The 19,075-nt window shown below is 64.6% G+C and carries 16 protein-coding genes; 7 read left to right on the forward strand and 9 right to left on the reverse strand.

Features of this window, described 5'->3' with window-relative positions; genetic code table 11:
* Nucleotides 1-43: 43 nt before the first annotated feature.
* Nucleotides 44-1,384 (reverse strand): metalloprotease PmbA, encoded by a 1,341-nt coding sequence (gene pmbA, locus DU490_RS02735; RefSeq protein WP_114572804.1) that lies wholly within the window; start codon nt 1,382-1,384, stop codon nt 44-46.
* Between the two features lie 150 nt (nt 1,385-1,534).
* On the opposite strand from pmbA, the gene yjgA reads away from it, so the two are divergent.
* Nucleotides 1,535-2,041 carry a ribosome biogenesis factor YjgA gene (gene yjgA, locus DU490_RS02740; protein WP_114572805.1) on the forward strand — a complete coding sequence of 169 codons (507 nt, stop codon included), beginning with the start codon at nt 1,535-1,537 and terminating at the stop codon, nt 2,039-2,041.
* A gap of 162 nt (nt 2,042-2,203) precedes the next feature.
* On the opposite strand, the gene tldD is transcribed toward yjgA, so the two are convergent.
* The 7 genes from tldD to DU490_RS02775 all read right to left on the reverse strand — a co-directional run bounded on the left by tldD (nt 2,204) and on the right by DU490_RS02775 (nt 12,286).
* A complete protein-coding gene (tldD, locus tag DU490_RS02745) occupies nt 2,204-3,658 on the reverse strand; it encodes a metalloprotease TldD (RefSeq protein ID WP_114572806.1) in 1,455 nt (484 codons plus the stop codon).
* Nucleotides 3,655-7,482, reverse strand: a complete 3,828-nt coding sequence (locus DU490_RS02750; RefSeq protein ID WP_114572807.1) for a YhdP family protein — start codon at nt 7,480-7,482, stop codon at nt 3,655-3,657. Before DU490_RS02750 ends, tldD begins: the two co-directional genes overlap by 4 nt.
* Nucleotides 7,483-7,489: 7 nt before the next feature.
* Nucleotides 7,490-8,953 carry a ribonuclease G gene (gene rng, locus DU490_RS02755; protein ID WP_114572808.1) on the reverse strand — a complete coding sequence of 488 codons (1,464 nt, stop codon included), beginning with the start codon at nt 8,951-8,953 and terminating at the stop codon, nt 7,490-7,492.
* A gap of 62 nt (nt 8,954-9,015) precedes the next feature.
* Entirely contained in the window at nt 9,016-9,615 is a 600-nt protein-coding gene (locus tag DU490_RS02760) for a nucleoside triphosphate pyrophosphatase (protein WP_114572809.1), read from the reverse strand.
* A 15-nt stretch (nt 9,616-9,630) separates the two neighbouring features.
* Complete coding sequence (gene mreD, locus DU490_RS02765) at nt 9,631-10,122, reverse strand: rod shape-determining protein MreD (RefSeq protein ID WP_114572810.1); 492 nt, start codon at nt 10,120-10,122, stop codon at nt 9,631-9,633.
* Entirely contained in the window at nt 10,122-11,060 is a 939-nt protein-coding gene (gene mreC / locus DU490_RS02770; protein ID WP_258801190.1) for a rod shape-determining protein MreC, read from the reverse strand. The genes mreD and mreC overlap by 1 nt, the downstream gene beginning before the upstream one ends.
* 188 nt (nt 11,061-11,248) lie before the next feature.
* The gene (locus DU490_RS02775; protein WP_043514225.1) at nt 11,249-12,286 is read right to left on the reverse strand and encodes a rod shape-determining protein; all 1,038 of its coding nucleotides are present in this window, start codon (nt 12,284-12,286) and stop codon (nt 11,249-11,251) included.
* Nucleotides 12,287-12,467: 181 nt separating this feature from the next.
* Here DU490_RS02775 and gatC point away from each other — a divergent pair, with 181 nt between their 5' ends.
* From gatC to DU490_RS02800, 5 genes are all read left to right on the forward strand, one after another.
* Nucleotides 12,468-12,755, forward strand: a complete 288-nt coding sequence (gatC, locus tag DU490_RS02780) for an Asp-tRNA(Asn)/Glu-tRNA(Gln) amidotransferase subunit GatC (RefSeq protein WP_114572844.1) — start codon at nt 12,468-12,470, stop codon at nt 12,753-12,755.
* Between the two features lie 50 nt (nt 12,756-12,805).
* Nucleotides 12,806-14,266: an Asp-tRNA(Asn)/Glu-tRNA(Gln) amidotransferase subunit GatA gene (gene gatA / locus DU490_RS02785; protein WP_114572812.1), complete on the forward strand. Its 1,461-nt coding sequence runs from the start codon at nt 12,806-12,808 to the stop codon at nt 14,264-14,266.
* Nucleotides 14,266-15,720 (forward strand): Asp-tRNA(Asn)/Glu-tRNA(Gln) amidotransferase subunit GatB, encoded by a 1,455-nt coding sequence (gene gatB, locus DU490_RS02790; RefSeq protein WP_114572813.1) that lies wholly within the window; start codon nt 14,266-14,268, stop codon nt 15,718-15,720. Before gatA ends, gatB begins: the two co-directional genes overlap by 1 nt.
* Before the next feature lie 68 nt (nt 15,721-15,788).
* Entirely contained in the window at nt 15,789-16,340 is a 552-nt protein-coding gene (locus DU490_RS02795) for a cupin domain-containing protein (protein ID WP_114572814.1), read from the forward strand.
* A gap of 41 nt (nt 16,341-16,381) precedes the next feature.
* Nucleotides 16,382-16,546, forward strand: coding sequence for a DUF6435 family protein (locus DU490_RS02800; protein ID WP_114477782.1), 165 nt, complete (start codon nt 16,382-16,384; stop codon nt 16,544-16,546).
* A gap of 27 nt (nt 16,547-16,573) precedes the next feature.
* On the opposite strand, the gene DU490_RS02805 is transcribed toward DU490_RS02800, so the two are convergent.
* Nucleotides 16,574-17,974, reverse strand: a complete 1,401-nt coding sequence (locus DU490_RS02805; RefSeq protein ID WP_114572815.1) for a DNA recombination protein RmuC — start codon at nt 17,972-17,974, stop codon at nt 16,574-16,576.
* A 202-nt stretch (nt 17,975-18,176) separates the two neighbouring features.
* Here DU490_RS02805 and DU490_RS02810 point away from each other — a divergent pair, with 202 nt between their 5' ends.
* The gene (locus DU490_RS02810) at nt 18,177-18,992 is read left to right on the forward strand and encodes a LuxR C-terminal-related transcriptional regulator (RefSeq protein ID WP_114572816.1); all 816 of its coding nucleotides are present in this window, start codon (nt 18,177-18,179) and stop codon (nt 18,990-18,992) included.
* Nucleotides 18,993-19,075: the final 83 nt, after the last annotated feature.

Raw genomic sequence — 19,075 nt, forward strand, 5'->3', positions numbered from 1 at the left:
CCCCCTCGCCCTCGACGTGACGCAGTGCCCCTGATATCCCGCCTCAGCCTCCGGCGATGGTCATCTCATCGATCAGCCAGCTGCCGGAATGGATGCTGCCACGGGTGTCGATATCGCTGCCGACGGCGGCCAGCCCCTTGAACATCGCTTCCATATTCGAAGCGATGGTGAACTCCTCCACCGGGTGCTGGATTTCCCCGTTCTCCACCCAGAAGCCGGCAGCGCCCCGGGAATAATCGCCGGTGACGCCGTTGACCCCCTGCCCCATCAGCTCGGTGACGAGCACCCCGCGGCCCATGCGCGCCAGCAGTTCGTCACGGGTTGCCAGCGGAGCGTCGATACGCAGGTTCCGCGCACCGCCGGCATTGCCGGTGGTTTGCATGCCGAGACGCCGGGCGCTGTAGGCGGACAGCATGTAGCTGACCAGTTGCCCATTCTCGATGAAGACGTTGTCACGGGTCTGGACACCATCATTGTCGAAGGGGGAGCTGGCCATGCCGCCCCTCTCCATGGGCCGCTCATAGAGGGAGAACCAGGCCGGGAAGAGCCCGTCGCCCAGGCGGTCGCAGAGAAAGGAGGCCTGCCGATACAGGGAGCCGCCGGCGATCGCACTCATGAGGTGGCCAATCAGGCCGCTGGCAACGGTGGCATCGAACAGCACCGGCAGGCGCCCGGTATCGGGCCGCCGCGAGCCCATGCGGCGCAGTGTCTTCTCTGCCGCCGACCGGCCGACCACGTCGGGTGCCAGCAGGTCCTGCGGATTGCGGGCACTGGTATAGTCGTAGTCGCGCTGCATGCCCCCCTCGTCCTCGGCGATCAGCATGCAGGAGAGCGAGTGGCGGCTGCCGCACTGGCTGCCGAGGAAGCCGTGGCTGTTGGCATAGACCCGCACGCCTTCACCGCTGGAGAGCGAGGCCCCTTCGGACTGGCGTATCCCCGGCTGGCTCCTGCCGGCAGCCTCGCAGGCCAGGGCCAGGTCGATGGCCTGCTCGGTGGTCAGCGCCCAGGGGTGGTGCACGTCCAGATCGGGGAGCTCCGTCGCCATCAGCGCGGCATCCGCCAGCCCCGCCGCGGGATCCTCGCCGGTGTAACGGGCGATGGCCATGGCCTTTTCCACGACCGCGCGTATCGACTCATCGCTGGCATCCGTCGAGGAGGCACTACCCTTGCGCCCCCCCTGATAAACGGTCACCGCGATGCCCTGGTCGCGGGACAACTCGACGGTTTCCACTTCGCCCTCACGCACGCTGATGCCGATTCCCTGGTCGACGCTAGCACCCACTTCGCAGGCGTCGGCGCCCAGGCGGCGTGCCAGCGCCAGTGCCTGCTCGGCACGGGACGTCAGCAGCGGCTGTTGAGCGGCGGCATCGAAAGCCTGTGTCATCTGTCTCTCCCTCATTCACCGGCCCGGCCGGCATTCGAACGTATCGGTATCCCGCCATGCGCTGGCGGGCTGGTATACTGTGTCGCATTGATCTCATGAGTGCGATCAAGCTCACGATACTGTTGACCCATCACACTAGTTGGTAACGGCATGTCCCAGGAAGACTCTTCGCAGGCAGACGAGCGGCCCAGCAAATCCCAGCTCAAGCGCGAGATGCACAAGCTGCAGGCGCTGGGCGAACAGATCATCGCCATGACCCCCGCCGAACGGTCACGGTTCCCGCTGTCCGATGACCTGCTGGCGGCGGTGGAAGAGACCTCACGTATCCGCTCCCACGAAGGGCGTCGCCGTCACATGCAGTACATCGGCAAGCTCATGCGCGGCGAGGACCTCGCCGCCATCCAGGCGGAATTCGATACCATCGAGCAGGAGTCCCGCCATCGCGACCTGGCCTTCCATCGCCTGGAAAAATGGCGTGACCGCCTCATCGAGGAGGGCGACGACGCCGTCGAGACCTTCATCGCCGACTATCCCGATGTCGACCGCCAGTCCCTGCGCCAGTTGATCCGTAATGCTCGTCGCGAGCGTGAGCAGGACAAGCCGCCCACCAGCTCGCGGCGCCTGTTCCGCCTGATCCGCGATACGGCGGGGCTGTAGCAGCTCCGGCAACACCGCCGGGAGGCCTGCGGCCTCCAGTCGCGACGGGAACCGGCGCTCCTACAGCGAAGACTCATAGACAAGTCTCTATTGGAGCGCTCGGCCTGGCACAGCCGGCCTTCTACATTGCACCTCAAACAGCCTCAGACAAGCCGCCTATCTTCAGGAGGCAGTCCCGCCGATAGTGAGTTCATCCAGCTTGAGCGTCGGCTGGCCCACGCCCACCGGCACCCCCTGCCCGTCCTTGCCACAGACGCCGATCCCGGTATCCAGCTCCAGGTCGTGACCGATCATCGAGACCCGCCCCATGGCCTCTGGGCCATTGCCGATCAGCGTCGCGCCCTTGACCGGCGCGGTGATGCGGCCGTCCTCGATCAGGTAGGCTTCGCTTGCCGAGAAGACGAACTTGCCCGAGGTGATATCCACCTGCCCGCCACCGAAGCTGACGGCATAGATGCCGCGCCTGACACTCTTGATGATATCGGCCGGCTCGTCCTGACCGGCCAGCATGTAAGTGTTGGTCATCCGCGGCATCGGCATATGGGCGAAGGATTCGCGACGGGCGTTGCCGGTGGGCGCCATCCCCATCAGCCTGGCGTTGAGCTTGTCCTGCATGTAGCCGGTGAGAATGCCGTCCTCGATGAGCGGCGTATACTGCCCCGGCGTGCCCTCGTCATCCACGCTCATGGAGCCTCGCCGATCGGCCAGGGTGGCATCGTCGACCACCGTCACACCGGGGGACGCGACGCGCTCGCCCATGCGCCCGGCAAAGGCCGAGCTTCCCTTGCGATTGAAGTCGCCCTCCAGGCCATGCCCCACCGCCTCATGCAGCAGGATGCCCGGCCAGCCTGGCCCCAGCACCACCGGCAATTGTCCCGCCGGCGCATCCACCGCATCGAGGTTGACCAGTGCCTGACGCACGGCTTCCCGGGCATAGCGCTCAGCCACGTTTTCATCACGCAGCCGGGCCATGGCATAGCGCCCGCCGCCGCCCGCGCTGCCGCGTTCGCGACGTCCATTCTTGACCGCTATCACGCTGACGTTGAAGCGCACCAGCGGACGGATATCTGCCGCCAGTGTGCCGTCGCTGGCACGCACCAGCACGACTTCGTGGACGCCGGAGAGCGACGCACTGACCTGGGAAACCGAGGGGTCGGCGGCACGAGCCGCGCGGTCGGCTTCCTTGAGCAGGGCGATCTTCTCCTCGGCCGAAAGACCGGAGAGGGGATCGATGGCGTCGTAGCGTACGCTGGCCTGGCTGATCACCCGGGGCGCCGCCGACAGCGCAGCGCCGCTACGCACGATGCCAGACGCCGTACGCCCCGTCTCAGCCAGGGCATCGGCCGTGATCTGGTTGGAGTAGGCGAAGCCGGTCTTCTCACCGGCCATGGCGCGCACGCCTACGCCGCCATCGATGTTGTAGCCGGCCTCTTTCACCTCACCATCCTCCAGCACCCAGCTCTCGTGCCAACTGCGCTGGAAATAGAGGTCGGCGTAGTCGACACCGGGGGTGAGCACGTGCCTCAGGCCGGCATCGAGCGACTCGAGGCCGAGGCCGCCGGGACGCAGCAGGATATCGACGGCGGTATCGAGCATGGCTTGCGATCGTGTCGTCATTCGGCGGTTTCCAGTGTGATCTGCGGCGAGGTCCAGGGACCGCGCACGCGATAGTGAATTCGAGTGACCCGGTCGATAGCGCGACCGAAGAGGCGATCGGCGATGAACAGGGCGCCGCCCACCACCGGGGCCCCGGCGATGACCGCGGCCAGGGGCAGACTGCTGCTGACAGGGACTGTGACGCCCAGCCGCTGGTCGAGTTCCCGCCTGGCCAGGTCCACGGTGCCATCGAGCGTAAAGGTCGTTGCCGGCCCGCTGATATTCACGGGCCCCTGGGTCTCCAGCACGCCCTCATACAGGGTAGCGGCTCCTACCACATGATCGAAAGCCGTACCCTGCCCGGTCACGTCGGAAAAGTCCATTCGCAGTCGGCGTACCAGGTTGTCCAGATTGAGCAGGCCGATCAGCCTTGCCGTCGGCGACTCCAGGTTGACGAAGCGCCCGTTGCGCAGCTCCACGTCGATATTGCCACGCGAGCGGACCAGGGCAAACTGCCATGGGGCTCCGGGCCAGGCGAGCTGACTCCTGACCCGGGTTTCACCACTGCGAATGGCCACCGGCTGACCAAACTTCTCCAACGCCGAGCCCAGATCCCGGCCATCCAGGGAGAGCCGGGAACGGGTCAAGCTGTCGCCAGGACCGGCAGACTCCCAGATCACCTCTCCATGGGCCGATACCTGCCCCAGGGTCAGACCCAACGGCGACACGGTCAGGCGGCCCGGCCCGCTCTGCCAGCGAGCTGTCAAGGGCCCCATCTGACGGCCCTGGTACTGGATATCGGCAATTCGCAGGCGTCCATCCGGAAGTTGTGCGACCCAGCCAGGCAGCGGTGCGGGCTCGGTTGTAATGTCGATTTCGTCCAGCAATCCGCCTACCCCTTCTCGCTGAGCCGGAATCAAGCCATCCAGAGTCAAGCGCTGCAGTGCAATGTCGAGGGGGTCGCGCAATGTCGGACGGTAGTCTAGATGGCCGGTCAACAGGCTGGAATCCATGTTCACTCGCCACCCCCCGCCAGCCTGAGGCTGGGCCGTCGCCGTCGCCACCCCCAGGCAGCCATCGGCGCCTACCAGACAGGTCGTCTCCAGCCTCACTCGCCGCAGTGGAAGCGTGACCGTATCCGGGCTCCCCGTATCCGTCAGTGATGCCAGGACACCACCCCACTCCCGAAAATCGAGGCGGGACGGATAGAGATCCACATCCCAGCCCTCGCCATCGGGCCAGGCAGGGGCACTGGGCCATCGACCCAGCCAAGCCTGCCCCTGGCCGCTGCCGGGCCCTGGTGTGTCCCGCCAACGGATCCTTAGCTCGCCTCCCAGTTCGGCTTCAACACTGCGCCTGTCAAGGTCGGCGTCGACAAACAGAGAGCGCGCTTCTCCGGCCGCCTTACCCAGCGGAGCTGGCAGATCGATGGACAAGCCCCGCAGGCCGCTTTCCAGCCTCAGCGTGTTGCGCGCATTCATGCGCAACCTCCCCTGCCAGGGCAGTTGACCGGACAGCATCAGCCCAAGGTCGGGCATGTCGACCAGCTTGAGCAGGCGTGACACCTCGATGGCCCCTTCGAGATCGACTCGGCCAGCCTGAGTGTCGATATCGGCCGTGACGGGGCCACCCAGCAGGCGCGCCTTCAGCTGCCCCTCGAGTCCACCCTCCTCCTCGCCTTGCTGACGCCAGGCCAGCGGGCCGGTCACGTCGCGCAACGTAACACCGAAGCCCTGATGCGTCAGCTGTTCCAGCGCCACGTTCGTATCCAGATCCAGCGCCATGCTTTCGGGCTCGCCGAGAATCAGGCTCAGGTCCAACTCACCGGTGGCACCCCCGACGCCTCGCCATGGGTCGACCAATTCCATGCCCCCCACCGGCATGGCCCCGAGATATCGGCGCAGTGCATCGGCATCGGCCATAAGCTCGCCACTCACCTGCAGGCGCTCGTCGGCCAGGGTAACGCGGCCGCGGTGGCCTTCGACACCAAGGCTTTGGGCGTAATGAACATCGGCGTCCAGGGTACCGATGCCCAGTTGCAAGCGGCCTTCGACTTGTTCGAGGGCCGGCCAGTCGGGAGCGAAGGATAGCCGGCCACGTTGGATATCCAGGTCCAGCGCCATGCTCGGGGGCACAGGATCCCCACCCCAGAACAGAGGCAGATGAAGCTTGAGCGAGCCCCTGGGCACGTGACCCGCGACCCCGGCGGCCAGCCACTCCTTGAGTTCGTCGCCGAGCACGCCGACCGGCAACCACGCCATGAGAGGACGCTCGAGGACATCGACGTTACGAAAACTCAGGTCCAGCCCCAGGCCACCGCGCAGCTCGCCGCCGACCACCAGCCCGAAGCCGCCCTCCACCTCGGCACCCTGCCAGCCCGCCCTCAGGTGGCGCCCGCTGACGAAGCTGCGTGGCCCGTCATAGGACCAGTTGATCACCCCGCTGGCGTGGGATAGCGCCAAGGGCTCGGCAAATACCTGCGGCAGCTCGAAAACCGTGCCTTCGACGCCGACGAATTCTACGCGGCCCGAGAGGTCGCGGGCCTCGACCCAGGCGTCCAGGGGGCCACCGCCCGGCACGTCCTGCCAGGCCGAGACGGCAACCTGATGGACAGCGGCCTGGGCCACCCAACTGCCGTTCTCCCGCCCCACCCCCAGGCCCGCGACCAGACCGCGAGGCTCGAGCGTCTCGATGACCCGGGTGAGCCCCTCGGGCAGCAGGACCCGCTCTCGCCATGCGGCAAGTGAAGCGAAGTCGAATTCGCTGGTGGTGAGCCACCAGTCGTGCGCGCCATGCCGCAGGTACCAGTAGCGCGGCAGCGCTGGTCCCGGCGCTGCCGCCAGCGCCTCCGGCTCGGCCCAGTCGGCGTTCTCGGCATCGCCCTCCAGCCAGGCTTCCCAGCCATCTTCGCTGCGCAGCCATTGGCCGCGGGCCTTGAAGGGCTCCATCAGGACGAGATCGTCACCACGCCGGAGGGCCAATCGCGACACATCGATATCCAGCCGGGCATCGGCCAGTGAGCCTCGGTGCCAGCGGCCCCATAGCCGAGCATTGCCCTGGGCATCTTCTAGCCTCAAGGGGTCATCGAAGGAAAGCAGCTCGACCAGGCCGATCAGCGTATCAAGTTTCATGTCGGCCTGAAGGGCGGCGCTGAAGTCGCGTAGCCCACCGGGGCCGGGAAACACGTCCAGGGCGGCCAGCAGGGCAGGTTCCTCCTGGCCTTCGAGATGCACCTCTCCTTCGAGATGAGCATGGCGCTCGTCGCCGGTGAGCAGAAGCCGTGGGGCGTGCATCTCCACCCGATCCTGCTGGCCATGCAGCACCAAGCGAACATCCTCGGCCCAGGCACGTTGACGCAGCAGTACTCCTACCCAAAAGTCCAGGGCCTCCAGGTCAAAGTCGCCCTTGGGCATGAATTCAGGGGGAATGTCAGCGGGGTCAGGCCAGTGCCAGCCGCCCTGCGCATCCTGGTAGAGGTGCAGCGTCAGCCCCCTCAGCCGAGCATCCTCCACCACCGGAAAGCCGTTACTGAGAGTAGCGGAAGTATTCAGGCGCAGACTGGCATGCTCGACTTCCAATAGCGGCAAGCCGTCAGCGCCGCGCTGACTGCGGGCAGATAACCCGCTGCCCTCCAGCAGGAGGTCGAGCCCGGCCAGGCGGGACTCCATGCGGGCCAGCTCGACTACCGCTCCCGAACGGGCCTCCAGCAAGCGCTCGACCCGCGGCGCAAGCTCGTCAACCTGGGTCAGGGCAAGGCGCAGCACCAGCACTACCAGAGCCAGCAGCCCCAGCACGATGGCCATCAGCGTCAGGGCCCAGCGGCCCACCAGACGTATCGGATGCATCGCAGCGTCACATCAGCACGATGTCGTACTGCTCCTGGGAGTAGTGGTTCTCCACCTGAAAGCGGATGGTCTTGCCAATGAAGGTTTCCAGATCGGCCACCGCCGCGGACTCCTCATCGAGCAGGCGATCCACCACCGACTGTGAGGCCAGCACCATGTAGGTCTCCGCGCTGTAGGCGCGCTCCTCGCGCAATATCTCGCGGAAGATCTCGTAGCAGACCGTCTCTGCAGTTTTCAGCGTGCCGCGCCCTCCACAGGTTGGACAGGCTTCACACAACGTTTGCTCCAGGCTTTCCCGGGTACGCTTGCGCGTCAACTGAACCAGACCCAGCTCGGTCACACCAGTGCACTTGGTCTTGGCATGATCACGTTCCAGTGCCTTGTCCAGCACCCGCAACACCTGCCGCTGGTGCTCGGTTTCCTCCATATCAATGAAGTCGATGATGATGATACCGCCCAGGTTACGCAGCCGCAGTTGACGGGCGATGGCGTTGGCCGCCTCGAGATTGGTCTTGAAGATGGTTTCTTCGAGATTGCGATGCCCCACATAGCCACCGGTATTGACATCGATGGTCGTCATCGCCTCGGTGGGATCGATCACCAGGTAGCCGCCGGATTTCAACTGGACCTTCCTCCCCAGGGCCTTGAGAATCTCATCCTCGACGCTGTATAGGTCGAAGATGGGGCGCTCGCCGGGGTAGTACTCGATACGGGCCGAGGAGTCAGGCATGAACTCCTCGGCGAATTCGATCAGCTTGACGTAGTTCTCCCGCGAATCGATACGCACTTTCTCGATGTCGTCTCGCATCAGATCACGAAGGGTGCGGATGAACAGAGGGAGGTCATCGTAGATGACGCTGGGACAGGGTGCGGAACCCCTGCGCTCACTGACCTTGCGCCACAGTCGCAGCAGAAAATGCATGTCGGCGAAGAGCTCTTCCTGGCCCACGTTCTCGGCTGCGGTGCGAACGATGAAGCCGCCAGTGATCTCGATATCCTGCTCGAGCTGGCAGCGTTCGAGCAGTTCACGCAAGCGCTCGCGCTCGCGCTCGTCCTCGATGCGCTGGGAGACCCCGTGATGCGGGGAGTCCGGCATATAGACCAGATAGCGTGACGGCACCGACAGGTGAGTCGTCAGGCGGGCTCCCTTGGAGGCGATGGGATCCTTGGTAACCTGAACGACCAGGGACTGCCCTTCGCTGAGCAGTTGCCCGATGGCGATCTGCTCCTCGGAAGAGGAGCCCGGCGGCATCACCTCATGAACATGGATGAAGGCAGCCCGGTCCAGCCCGATGTCGACGAACGCCGCCTGCATCCCAGGCAGCACCCTCACAACGCGCCCCTTGTAAATGTTGCCGACGATGCCTCGCCGGCGCGTACGCTCGATGAGCGCCTCCTGCAGCACGCCGTTTTCCACCACGGCTACCCGGGTTTCCATCGGCGTCAGGTTGATCAGTACTTCGCCGCTCATGCGGAAATCCTTGTCCAGTCAGTCTTCGGAGCATTATGACATAGTGCGGACGGCAGACAGGGTTATCGGCAGGCACGATTCCACAGTGGCACGCCCTGACGCGACAGGAGCCTCGCGGTCTCGAACAGCGGCAACCCGACAACTGCCGAGTGGCTACCCTCGATGCGTTCGATAAAGATCGCTGCTAACCCCTGTATGGCATAGCCGCCCGCCTTGTCGAGAGGCTCACCGGTGACCCAGTATGCGGCTATCTCATGTTCGGCTATGGTGCGCATGACCACTCGCGTTGTGACGCAAACTTCCAGCATACCGGCCGGACCGGACACTGCCACTGCAGTCAGCACCTGGTGGGTGCGTCCCGATAACGCACGCAGCATGGCGGCTGCGTGCTGCTTGTCGCCGGGCTTGCCCAGGATCACTCCATCGCAGACCACCGCTGTGTCCGATCCCAGCACGGGCAGGGAGGAAAGTCCGGCACCGGCACTCGCCTTCTGACGAGCCAGCCGGGTCACGTAGGCGTCGGCGCGCTCGCCGCCGTTAGGGGTCTCATCGATGTCGACCGGACAAACCTCGACCTCGACGCCGATAGATGCCAACAGCTCCCGACGACGTGGAGACGCCGAGGCAAGGCATAGGGCCGCAGTGTTGAATAATTTACTCATGAAGATAGGCTCCGATCAGGCGTTGCCGGCAAGGCGGCGCTCCATAGCCTGGAACATGGTAGCCAGCCAGGGCCAGAGTATGGCACCGATCAGTGAAGGCAATAGAAAAGCGAGATGCATCGAAAAAGGACCGAACAGGGTCCGCAACCACTGCTCGATCAACTGCACCAGCCCCAACAGCACCAGGATAAGCAGTGATTGCTGAAAGAGGGAGTAGGTGCGAAAGCGCGGATAGACCAGTGCTGCCAGAAAGGCCAGCAACGAGAGCGCCAGGGCATTCTGCCCCAGGGGAGCGCCCTCGATCAGGTCCAGCAAAACTCCCAGCACGAAACCATGGAAAACCCCAACCCGGTCGGGAGCCGACATGCACCAGTAGATGAGCATCAGCCCCAGCCAGTCGGGCCGCCATATCTGCCACCCTTCGGCCAGGGGCATCACCTGTAGACAGAGAGCCAGCAGCAGCGTCAGCCATACCCAGGGCAGTGCGGTGCGCGGAGAACTCGCCATCAGTCTGCCCCCTCCCCGTGCACCGCATCGGTGCCGGGGGCTTGTTCGGTGGAAGTTTGTTCGCCAGGTAGACGGTCCGGGTCGATATCCCAGGACTCGTCGTCCGGCACCGCCATCGGTTCGGGCGGAAACAGCAGCAGAAAGTGGCGCGAGCGCTGCAGCAGGGCCACGGGAGCTGCGGTGACACGTGCAAATGGCTGGCCGGGGTCATGTACCACCTCGGTGATCCGTGCTACGGGGTAGCCAGCAGGGAAACGCCCGGCGAGCCCCGACGTGACTAGCAGATCACCCTTGCGAATGTCGGCGGTATCCGGCACGTGCAGGACGCGCAGCTCATCGTAATGGCCGCTACCCTGCAGGATGAAGCGCAGGTCATTGCGATTGATCTGCACTGGCAACGCATGGCTGGCATCCGCCACCATCAGCACCCGGCTGGAGTAGGCGGAAACGGCCGTCACCTGCCCCACCAGGCCCGAGGCGTCCAGCACCGGCTGCCCCACATAAACGCCATTGCGCCGGCCACGGTCGATCACCATCTGGTGGTTGAAGGGGTCGGGATCTAGCGAAAGTAGTTCCGCAGTGATGTAGGGTGATTCCTTGCGCGCTGCAGCACCCAACAGCTCACGCAGGCGCACATTCTCGGCCGTCAAACTGGACATGTGCTGCACTCGATGAGAAAGGTGCAGGATCTGTTCCCGCAATCGCTGATTTTCTTCCACCAGGGCACGCTGATCGGAGAGTGCCAGGGAGCCCCAGGCCAAGACATCGCTGGGCACGGCGACTAGCCACTGTATGGGGGCCACCACTGTCGAGAGCTGGGCGCGGACCTCCTCCATTCGCGTGAAGCGATGATCGGCGAACATCAGGACGGAGGCTGCCAGCACACACACGAACATGCGATAGCCTGGCACCGGTCCATGAGAAAACAGCGGCTTAATGGCGAATTTCCCCCAAGTCTCCTATACGCCTTGCCGGTATCAGGGAAGGTCTCCGTCACCGAGCGGTCGAGTGCAGGCACAGCACGGTGCGCCTCGGACCATGACAAACGGCAAGGAGTGCATGGACAGGCGCTCCAGTTACTGCCGTGGCAAAGCGGCTCAACCGCTCAGCCACGACAGGACAAGGCCTAGTCGCTAGACAGCAGCTCGAAGGTATGGCGGTCGATCATCTCCAGCGCCTTGCCGCCACCGCGGGCCACGCAGGTCAGTGGATCTTCGGCGACGATGACCGGTAGCCCCGTCTCCTCGGCAATCAGTTTGTCCAGGTCACGCAGCAAAGCGCCACCACCGGTCAGCACCAGGCCACGTTCAGCGATGTCGGAAGCCAACTCGGGCGGTGACTGCTCCAACGCACTCTTTACGGCAGCAACGATGGAAGCCAGCGTCTCCTGCAGGGCATCGAGAATCTCATGGGAGTTGAGGGTAAAGCTGCGTGGAATACCCTCAGCCAGGTTGCGCCCGCGCACGTCTATCTCGCGTAGCTCGCCGCCTGGGTAGGCGCAGCCGATCTCCTCCTTGATGCGCTCGGCGGTGGCCTCGCCGATCAAGCTGCCATAGTGGCGGCGAACATAGGCGGTGATAGCTTCGTCGAAGCGATCGCCACCGACGCGAATGGACTCGGAGTAGACCACGCCATTCAGTGAGATGATGGCGATTTCAGTGGTACCACCACCAATGTCGACCACCATCGAGCCCTGGGCATCGTCCACCGGCAGGCCGGCCCCGATTGCAGCCGCCATGGGCTCTTCGATCAGGAATACCTCGCGAGCACCCGCACCTTCGGCCGATTCCTTGATGGCGCGGCGCTCCACCTGTGTCGACATGCAGGGCACGCAGACCAGCACGCGCGGACTGGGCGTGAGGAAGGTGCTCTGATGGACCTTGCGGATGAAGTGCTGAAGCATCTGCTCGGTGACGGTAAAGTCGGCAATCACACCATCCTTCATCGGTCGAATGGCGGTGATGTTACCCGGCGTACGACCCAGCATACGCTTGGCATCGGCGCCGACAGCGGCCACGCTGCGCATGTTGCCGGACTGGCGGATGGCCACCACCGACGGCTCGTCAAGCACGATGCCGCGACCACGGACGTATATCAGTGTATTGGCCGTACCCAGATCGATTGATAAATCGCTGGAGAACAGCCCCCTCAAGCGTTTGAACATGGACGTCGTTACCTAGAGCAGACCGGGGACCCTTGTGCGGATGCAAACGGTATCATCGCGGCCCCCGCGCAGCAAGCGACATGCCACCCCCATCGCCTAGAGAAGAGTGCCCGCAGCACATCGGATGTGGTACCTTTTCCTGCTATTCATCATCCCCAATCCGTGCGAGGACACCCAGCCCATGGCGCTTGAACACGCAGACGTGCAGCGGGCCGCCCACCTGGCCCGCCTTGGCCTGAACGACGATGAAGCCGCCGGCTATGTCGATGATCTTGGTCGTATTCTTGAAATGGTCGATATGCTACAGGCCCTCGACACCGACGGTGTTGCACCACTGGCCCACCCGCTGGATGCCACCCAGCGCCTGCGCGCCGATGAAGTCACCGAAGCCGATCAGCGCGAAGAATTCCAGCGCTGCGCCCCCGCCGTCGAGAACGGTCTTTATCTGGTGCCTCGGGTCGTCGAATGATCGCACGCGCCCTCTTCCGTTAACGGCACGCTTTCATGGAGCCATGCCGCATGCATGACAAGACGCTTGTCGAACTCGCCCGAGCGCTGGACGCCGGCGAGTTCTCCAGCCGCGAACTGACCCAGCACCTGCTGGGCCGCATCGACCGCCTCGACGGTGAGCTGAACAGCTTCATTACCGTCACCTTCGACCAGGCCCTCGCTGCCGCCGACGAAGCCGACGCCGCGCGGGCCAAGGGCAACGCTGGGCCGCTCACCGGCCTGCCGCTGGCTCTGAAAGACATCTTCTGTACCCGCGGCGTGAAGACCAGCTGCGGTTCGAAGATGCTCGACAGCTTCGTCTCGCCCTACGACGCCAGCGTGGTCGAGAAGCTCCGGGCCGCCGGCACGGTGAGCCTGGGCAAGACCAACATGGACGAGTTCGCCATGGGCTCCTCCAACGAGAACAGCCACTACGGCCCGGTGCACAACCCCTGGGATCTCACCGCGGTGCCCGGCGGCTCCTCGGGAGGCTCCGCCGCCGCGGTTGCCGCCGGGCTAGTGCCCGCGGCCATGGGCACCGACACCGGCGGTTCGATCCGTCAGCCGGCCGCCTTCTGCGGCATCACCGGTCTCAAGCCCACCTATGGGCGGGTGTCACGCTACGGCATCATTGCCTATGCCTCGAGCCTCGACCAGGCGGGCCCCATGGCCCACTCCGCCGAGGACTGCGCCCTGTTGCTGGGCGCTATCGCCGGGCACGACCTGCGCGACTCCACCTGCGTCGCCCGCGGCGTGCCCAACTATTCCGAAGAGCTCGCCGCCCCGTTGAACGGCCTCAAGATCGGCCTGCCCAGCGAGTATTTCGGTGACGGCCTTGATCCGGCGGTAGAGAAGGCAACCCGCGAGGCGATCGCTGTCTTCGAGTCGCTAGGCGCCAGTGTGCGCGAGGTGAGCCTGCCGCACACCCACTACGCCATCCCGGCCTACTACGTCATCGCGCCGGCCGAGGCCTCCTCGAACCTGTCACGCTTCGACGGCGTGCGCTTCGGCCATCGCTGCGACAACCCGGTCGACCTGATCGACCTCTACAAGCGCAGCCGCGCCGAGGGTTTCGGCGACGAGGTCAAGCGGCGCATCCTGATCGGCACCCACACCCTCTCCGAGGGCTTCTTCGATGCGTACTACAAGAAGGCCCAACAGGTGCGGCGGCTGATCCGTCAGGATTTCCTCGACGCCTTCGAAGAGGTCGACGTGCTGATGGGGCCAGCCTCGCCCACGCCGGCCTTCGATCTGGGGGCCAACAAGGACCCCGTGTCGATGTATCTGCAGGATATCTACACCATCGCCGTCAACCTGGCCGGTATCCCCGGCATCAGCGTGCCGGCCGGCTTCGTAGGCAGCCGCCCGGTGGGCCTGCAGATCCTCGGCAGCCACTTCACCGAGGCACGACTGCTCAACGTCGCCCACCAGTTCCAGCAGGCCACCGACTGGCACCGTCGTCGTCCCGCCTTCGCCGAGGAGAACGCCTGATGCAATGGGAAACCGTGATCGGGCTGGAGGTCCACGTCCAGCTTGCCACTCGCTCGAAGATATTTTCCGGCGCGTCCACGGCCTTCGGCGCCGAGCCCAACACCCAGGCCTGCGCCGTCGACCTGGGCCTGCCCGGTGTGCTGCCGGTGCTCAACGAGGCAGCCGTGGCCATGGCCGTACAGTTCGGCCTGGCGATCCACGCCGAGATTCCCGAGATCTCGGTCTTCGACCGCAAGAACTATTTCTACCCCGACCTGCCCAAGGGCTACCAGACCAGCCAGATGTATCACCCCATCGTCGGCGCCGGCGAAGTGGAGATCACCCTGGATGACGGCAGCACCAAGCGTATTCGGGTGCACCATGCCCACCTGGAAGAGGATGCCGGCAAGTCGCTGCATGAGGACTTCCACGGCATGACCGGGGTCGACCTCAACCGGGCCGGCACGCCGCTGCTGGAGATCGTCTCCGAACCGGACCTGCGCTCGGCGAAGGAAGCCGCCGCCTATCTCAAGGCGATTCACTCCATCGTCACCTATCTCGGCATCAGCGACGGCAACATGGCCGAAGGGTCGATGCGCTGTGACGTCAACGTCTCGGTGCGCCCCCGGGGCCAGGAAGCCTATGGCACCCGAGCCGAGATCAAGAACGTCAACTCCTTTCGCTTCGTCGAGCGTGCCATCGCCTTCGAGGTGGAGCGTCAGGTTGAGCTGATCGAGGATGGCGGCAAGGTGGTGCAGGAGACTCGCCTGTTCGACCCCGACCGCGACGAGACTCGCAGCATGCGCACCAAGGAGGAGGCCAACGACTACCGTTACTTCCCCTGCCCCGACCTGCTTCCCGTGGTGCTGGACCAGGCCTATGTCGATCACCTGCGCAGCAACCTCCCGGAGCTGCCCGCCGAGAAGCGCGCTCGTTTCGAACAGGAACTGGGGCTTTCCGCCTACGATGCCAGCCTGCTCTCCGCCACCCGGGAGATGGCCGACTTCTTCGAAGAGGCCAAGAACGTCTGCGGCGATGCCAAGCAGGCCGCCAACTGGGTGCAGGGCGAGCTCTCCGGCGCGCTCAACCGGGAAAGCCTGCCGATCGCCGACAGCCCCGTTTCGGCCCGCCAGCTCGGCGAGCTGATCGCCAGGGTCATCGACGACACCATCAACGGCAAGGCCGCCAAGCAGGTTTTCCAGGCCCTGTGGAACGGCCAGGGCGCCAGTGCCGACGACATCATCGAGGCCCAAGGGCTCAAGCAGGTCACCGACAGCGGTGCCATCGAATCGATGATCGACCAGGTGATTGCCGAAAGCCCCGGACAGGTGGCCCAATACCGCGACGCCGAGCCGGACAAGCGCGGCAAGATGATCGGTTACTTCGTCGGCCAGGTGATGAAGGCTTCCCGAGGCACCGCCAACCCTCAGCAGGTCAACCAGCTGCTGAAAGAAAAGCTGGACGCACTCTGCTGAGCCCGACGGGGTGTGATGCGCCATCGGCGCGTCATGCCCCGGCTGCCCGAGACCACAAGGAGATCAGGATGTCGGATGACGTCGGTGCACGGCTGCGCGCCCTGCGTACCCTGCGTGGCATTTCTCAGCGCGAGCTGGCCAAGCGCTGCGGTGTCACCCACTCCAGCCTGTCGCTGATCGAACAGGGCAAGGTCAGCCCCTCGGTCAGCTCACTGAAGAAGATCCTCGACGCCATCCCGATCAGCGTTGGCGACTTCTTCACCATGAACCTGGAGAGCCGCGATCAGGTATTCTATTCCGCTGTCGAACTGGCCGATGTAGGCACCGGCGAGGTGATCTACAAGCTGGTCGGCGCCAATCGCGATAGCCGCGCGCTGGCGTTCATGATCGAGACTTACCCACCCGGCGCCGATACCGGCCGCGAGATGATCGCCCATCAGGGCGAAGAAGCCGGCGTCGTGCTGGAAGGCGAGATCGAGATCACCATCGGTGCCGAATCTCGCACCCTCGGTGCGGGGGAAGCCTACTACTTCGATACCAACGTGCCCCACCGCTTCCGCAATCCCGGCAAGGCACCCTGCCGGCTGGTCAGCTGCTGTACCCCCGCTCGCACGTTCTGACCCCTTCCGCTTCATTCACTTGCCTGTACCGGAGAGACATCATGTTCGGATGGCTGAAGCCTGACCCGAAGAAGAAACTGCAAAAGGCTTATGAGCACAAGCTGCAACAGGCGATGGAGGCCGCGCGCAACGGCGACATGCGCGCCAATGCGTCGCTGACCGAGGAAGCCGAAAGCCTGCTCGCCGAGCTCAGGCAATACCCATAGCCAAGGGGGTGACGCCGGAAGGCCGGCTTATTTGAGTGACCCCGGGGCAGTTCGCTCCAGGTCATCCACCCCGCCCCCCGCCTCGTCGTGCCAGCCGGGGGTGAGTTCGAGGCGGGCCCGTTCGACAAGCTCGGCGGGCAGCTCCTTCTTGACCGCCACCCCGAGATCCTGGAATTCGGCGGTCTGCTTGATCAGGTTGGCACGGCCATTGACCAGCTGTCCCATGGCCCTGTCATAGCTGTCTCGGGCACCGTCCAGTTTCCTGCCGACATCCTCCATGCTTTCGAGGAAGAGGCGCAGCTTGTTGTAGAACTTCTCGGCACGGCTGGCCAGCTCGGCGCTGTGACGGCTCTGATCCTCGAAGCGCCACAGCTGGCGCACGATATTCAAGCTGGTCAGCAGCGTGGTGGGCGTCGCCACCAGGACGTTATTCTCGATGGCCCGCTGGAAGAGCGACTCGTCGAACTTGAGCGCCTCCACATAGGCCGACTCCACCGGAATGAACATCACCACCACCTCCGGCGAGTTCAGGCCCGGCAGATCGTAGTAGTGTTTGTCGGCCAGCTCGGCAATACGATCGCCCACCGCCCGGGCGTGTTCGGCCAGTGCCTGCCCCCTCGCCATCTCGTCGTCGGCGTTCACGTACCTCACATAAGCGGACAGCGACGTCTTGGCATCGATCACCAGGTGCTTGCCCTGGGGCAGGTAGACGATGGCATCGGGCCGCCGGCGCCCCTCCTCGGTGGTGAAGCTGACCTCGCGCTGGTAGTCCTTGCCGGCACGCAGCCCGGAGCCCTCCAGTACGTTCTCGAGCATCAGCTCGCCCCAGTTGCCCTGCACCTTCTTCTGCCCCTGGAGCGCCCGGGTCAGGCGATCGGCCTGGTCGGTGATCTCGCGGTTGAGGTTCTGCAGATGCTTGAGCTCGGTGCGCAGGCTGGCGCGCTGCTCGGTGTCGAAGCGATGAATGGATTCCACTTTCTCGCGAAACCCCTTCATCTCGCTCTGGATGGGCTGCAACAAGCCGCTGATATGCTTCTGGGAAAGCTCCGAGAAGGCGCGCCCCTTGCGTTCGAGTATCTCGCTGGCCAGCACTTCGAACTCTTGCTTGAGCTGGTCGCGGCTGTCGCGCAGCAGCGTGAGCTGCTCGGCGAAGTGCTGCTGCTTCTGCTCCAGCGTGGTAGCCAGGCGCGCCTCGCTTACCTGTACCTCGCCGAGCATGCGCTGCGATTCATCGAGGCGTCGCTCGCGCTCGGCAAGCCGCTCGCGCAGCTCGGCCAGGGCGGTGGCGTACCGTCGGGCATCGGCGCGCTGACGCCGGGCAGCGAACAGGCCGGCCAGGCCGAAAGCAAGCAGGAATGCCGGCAGCGCCGAGAGCGCCATGGCATAGCCAACGGGAAGGGAATCCAGCAGTGTCGTCAGATCAGTCAAGGGGCTTTCTCCTGCTGCAGCGCGAATGGGGCCGGGACGAAAGTCTCCCCAAAACCGTCAAGCTTGTCACTGTTTACCCATAGATATCCTGCTGCAAGTCCCAGCTCACTCATCGGCTTCGGTCGGATCACGACCAGCCTGCAGTCGTCAACGCGAGGCCATGGTATCGTGAGTCTTCAGCGCCACTTAGCCTACGACCCCCATGCTCGATTTCCTTGCCCGTTCCCAAAGCCTTGCCTGGCACCAGCAGCTGGCACGCCTGGTGCGCACGGCGGCAGCGTCCGACTTTCCGGCCAGGCTCGACCAATGCTTGCGCGAGCTCGTGGGCCACGAAACCGTACTGATCAACGCCTATCGCGGCCGCCGCCGGCCACTGCTGATTCATGACGACTACCCCCCGCATCGACGCGAACAGGGCATCGAACGCTACCTGAGCAAGGCCTATCTGCTCGACCCCTTCTTCACTGCCGTGAGCGACGGCCTGGACCAGGGCGCCCACCGCCTGCGCGAACTGGCGCCGGACCGTTTCGAGGCCAGCGATTACTACGCCCACTACTACCGAGCCTTGGGCCTGGTGGATGAAGTCGGCATCTTCTGCCGGGTCGAGGAGGATGTGGTAATTGCCGTGTCGCTGGGCTTCGGGGCCAACTCACCACCGCTGACCCGTCGCGCCCTGCAGGCCTTGCGCTACCTCTCACCCATGATGGAAGCGCTGCTGGTCGAGTACTGGAAATGGCAGGGCAGCCAGTTCCAGCAGCGCCTGGCGGAGCAGGAACCGGTGGAAGCGGCCTTGGCCAGTTTCGGCGCCGGGGTACTGACGACTCGTGAGCAGGAGATCGTGCGCCTGCTGCTGGCTGGCCACTCGACGAAATCGGCAGCCCGAGAGCTCGATATCAGCGACGGTACGGTCAAGGTGCACCGCAAGCACATCTACCAGCGCCTCGACGTCTCCAGCCAGTCGCAGCTGTTCCGGCTATTCCTCGATCACGTGGCATTGGTTTCGCGACAGCAGTCGTGATGAACGGCTGAAACGAGAAAGGCCGGCTCCATAGACAAGAAGGAGCCGGCAAGAGAGTTGATTTCCCAAATCGATGCATCGCG

Origin of the sequence: Halomonas sp. DQ26W, from assembly GCF_003339685.1 — a bacterium.
Classification (GTDB): Bacteria; Pseudomonadota; Gammaproteobacteria; order Pseudomonadales; family Halomonadaceae; genus Halomonas.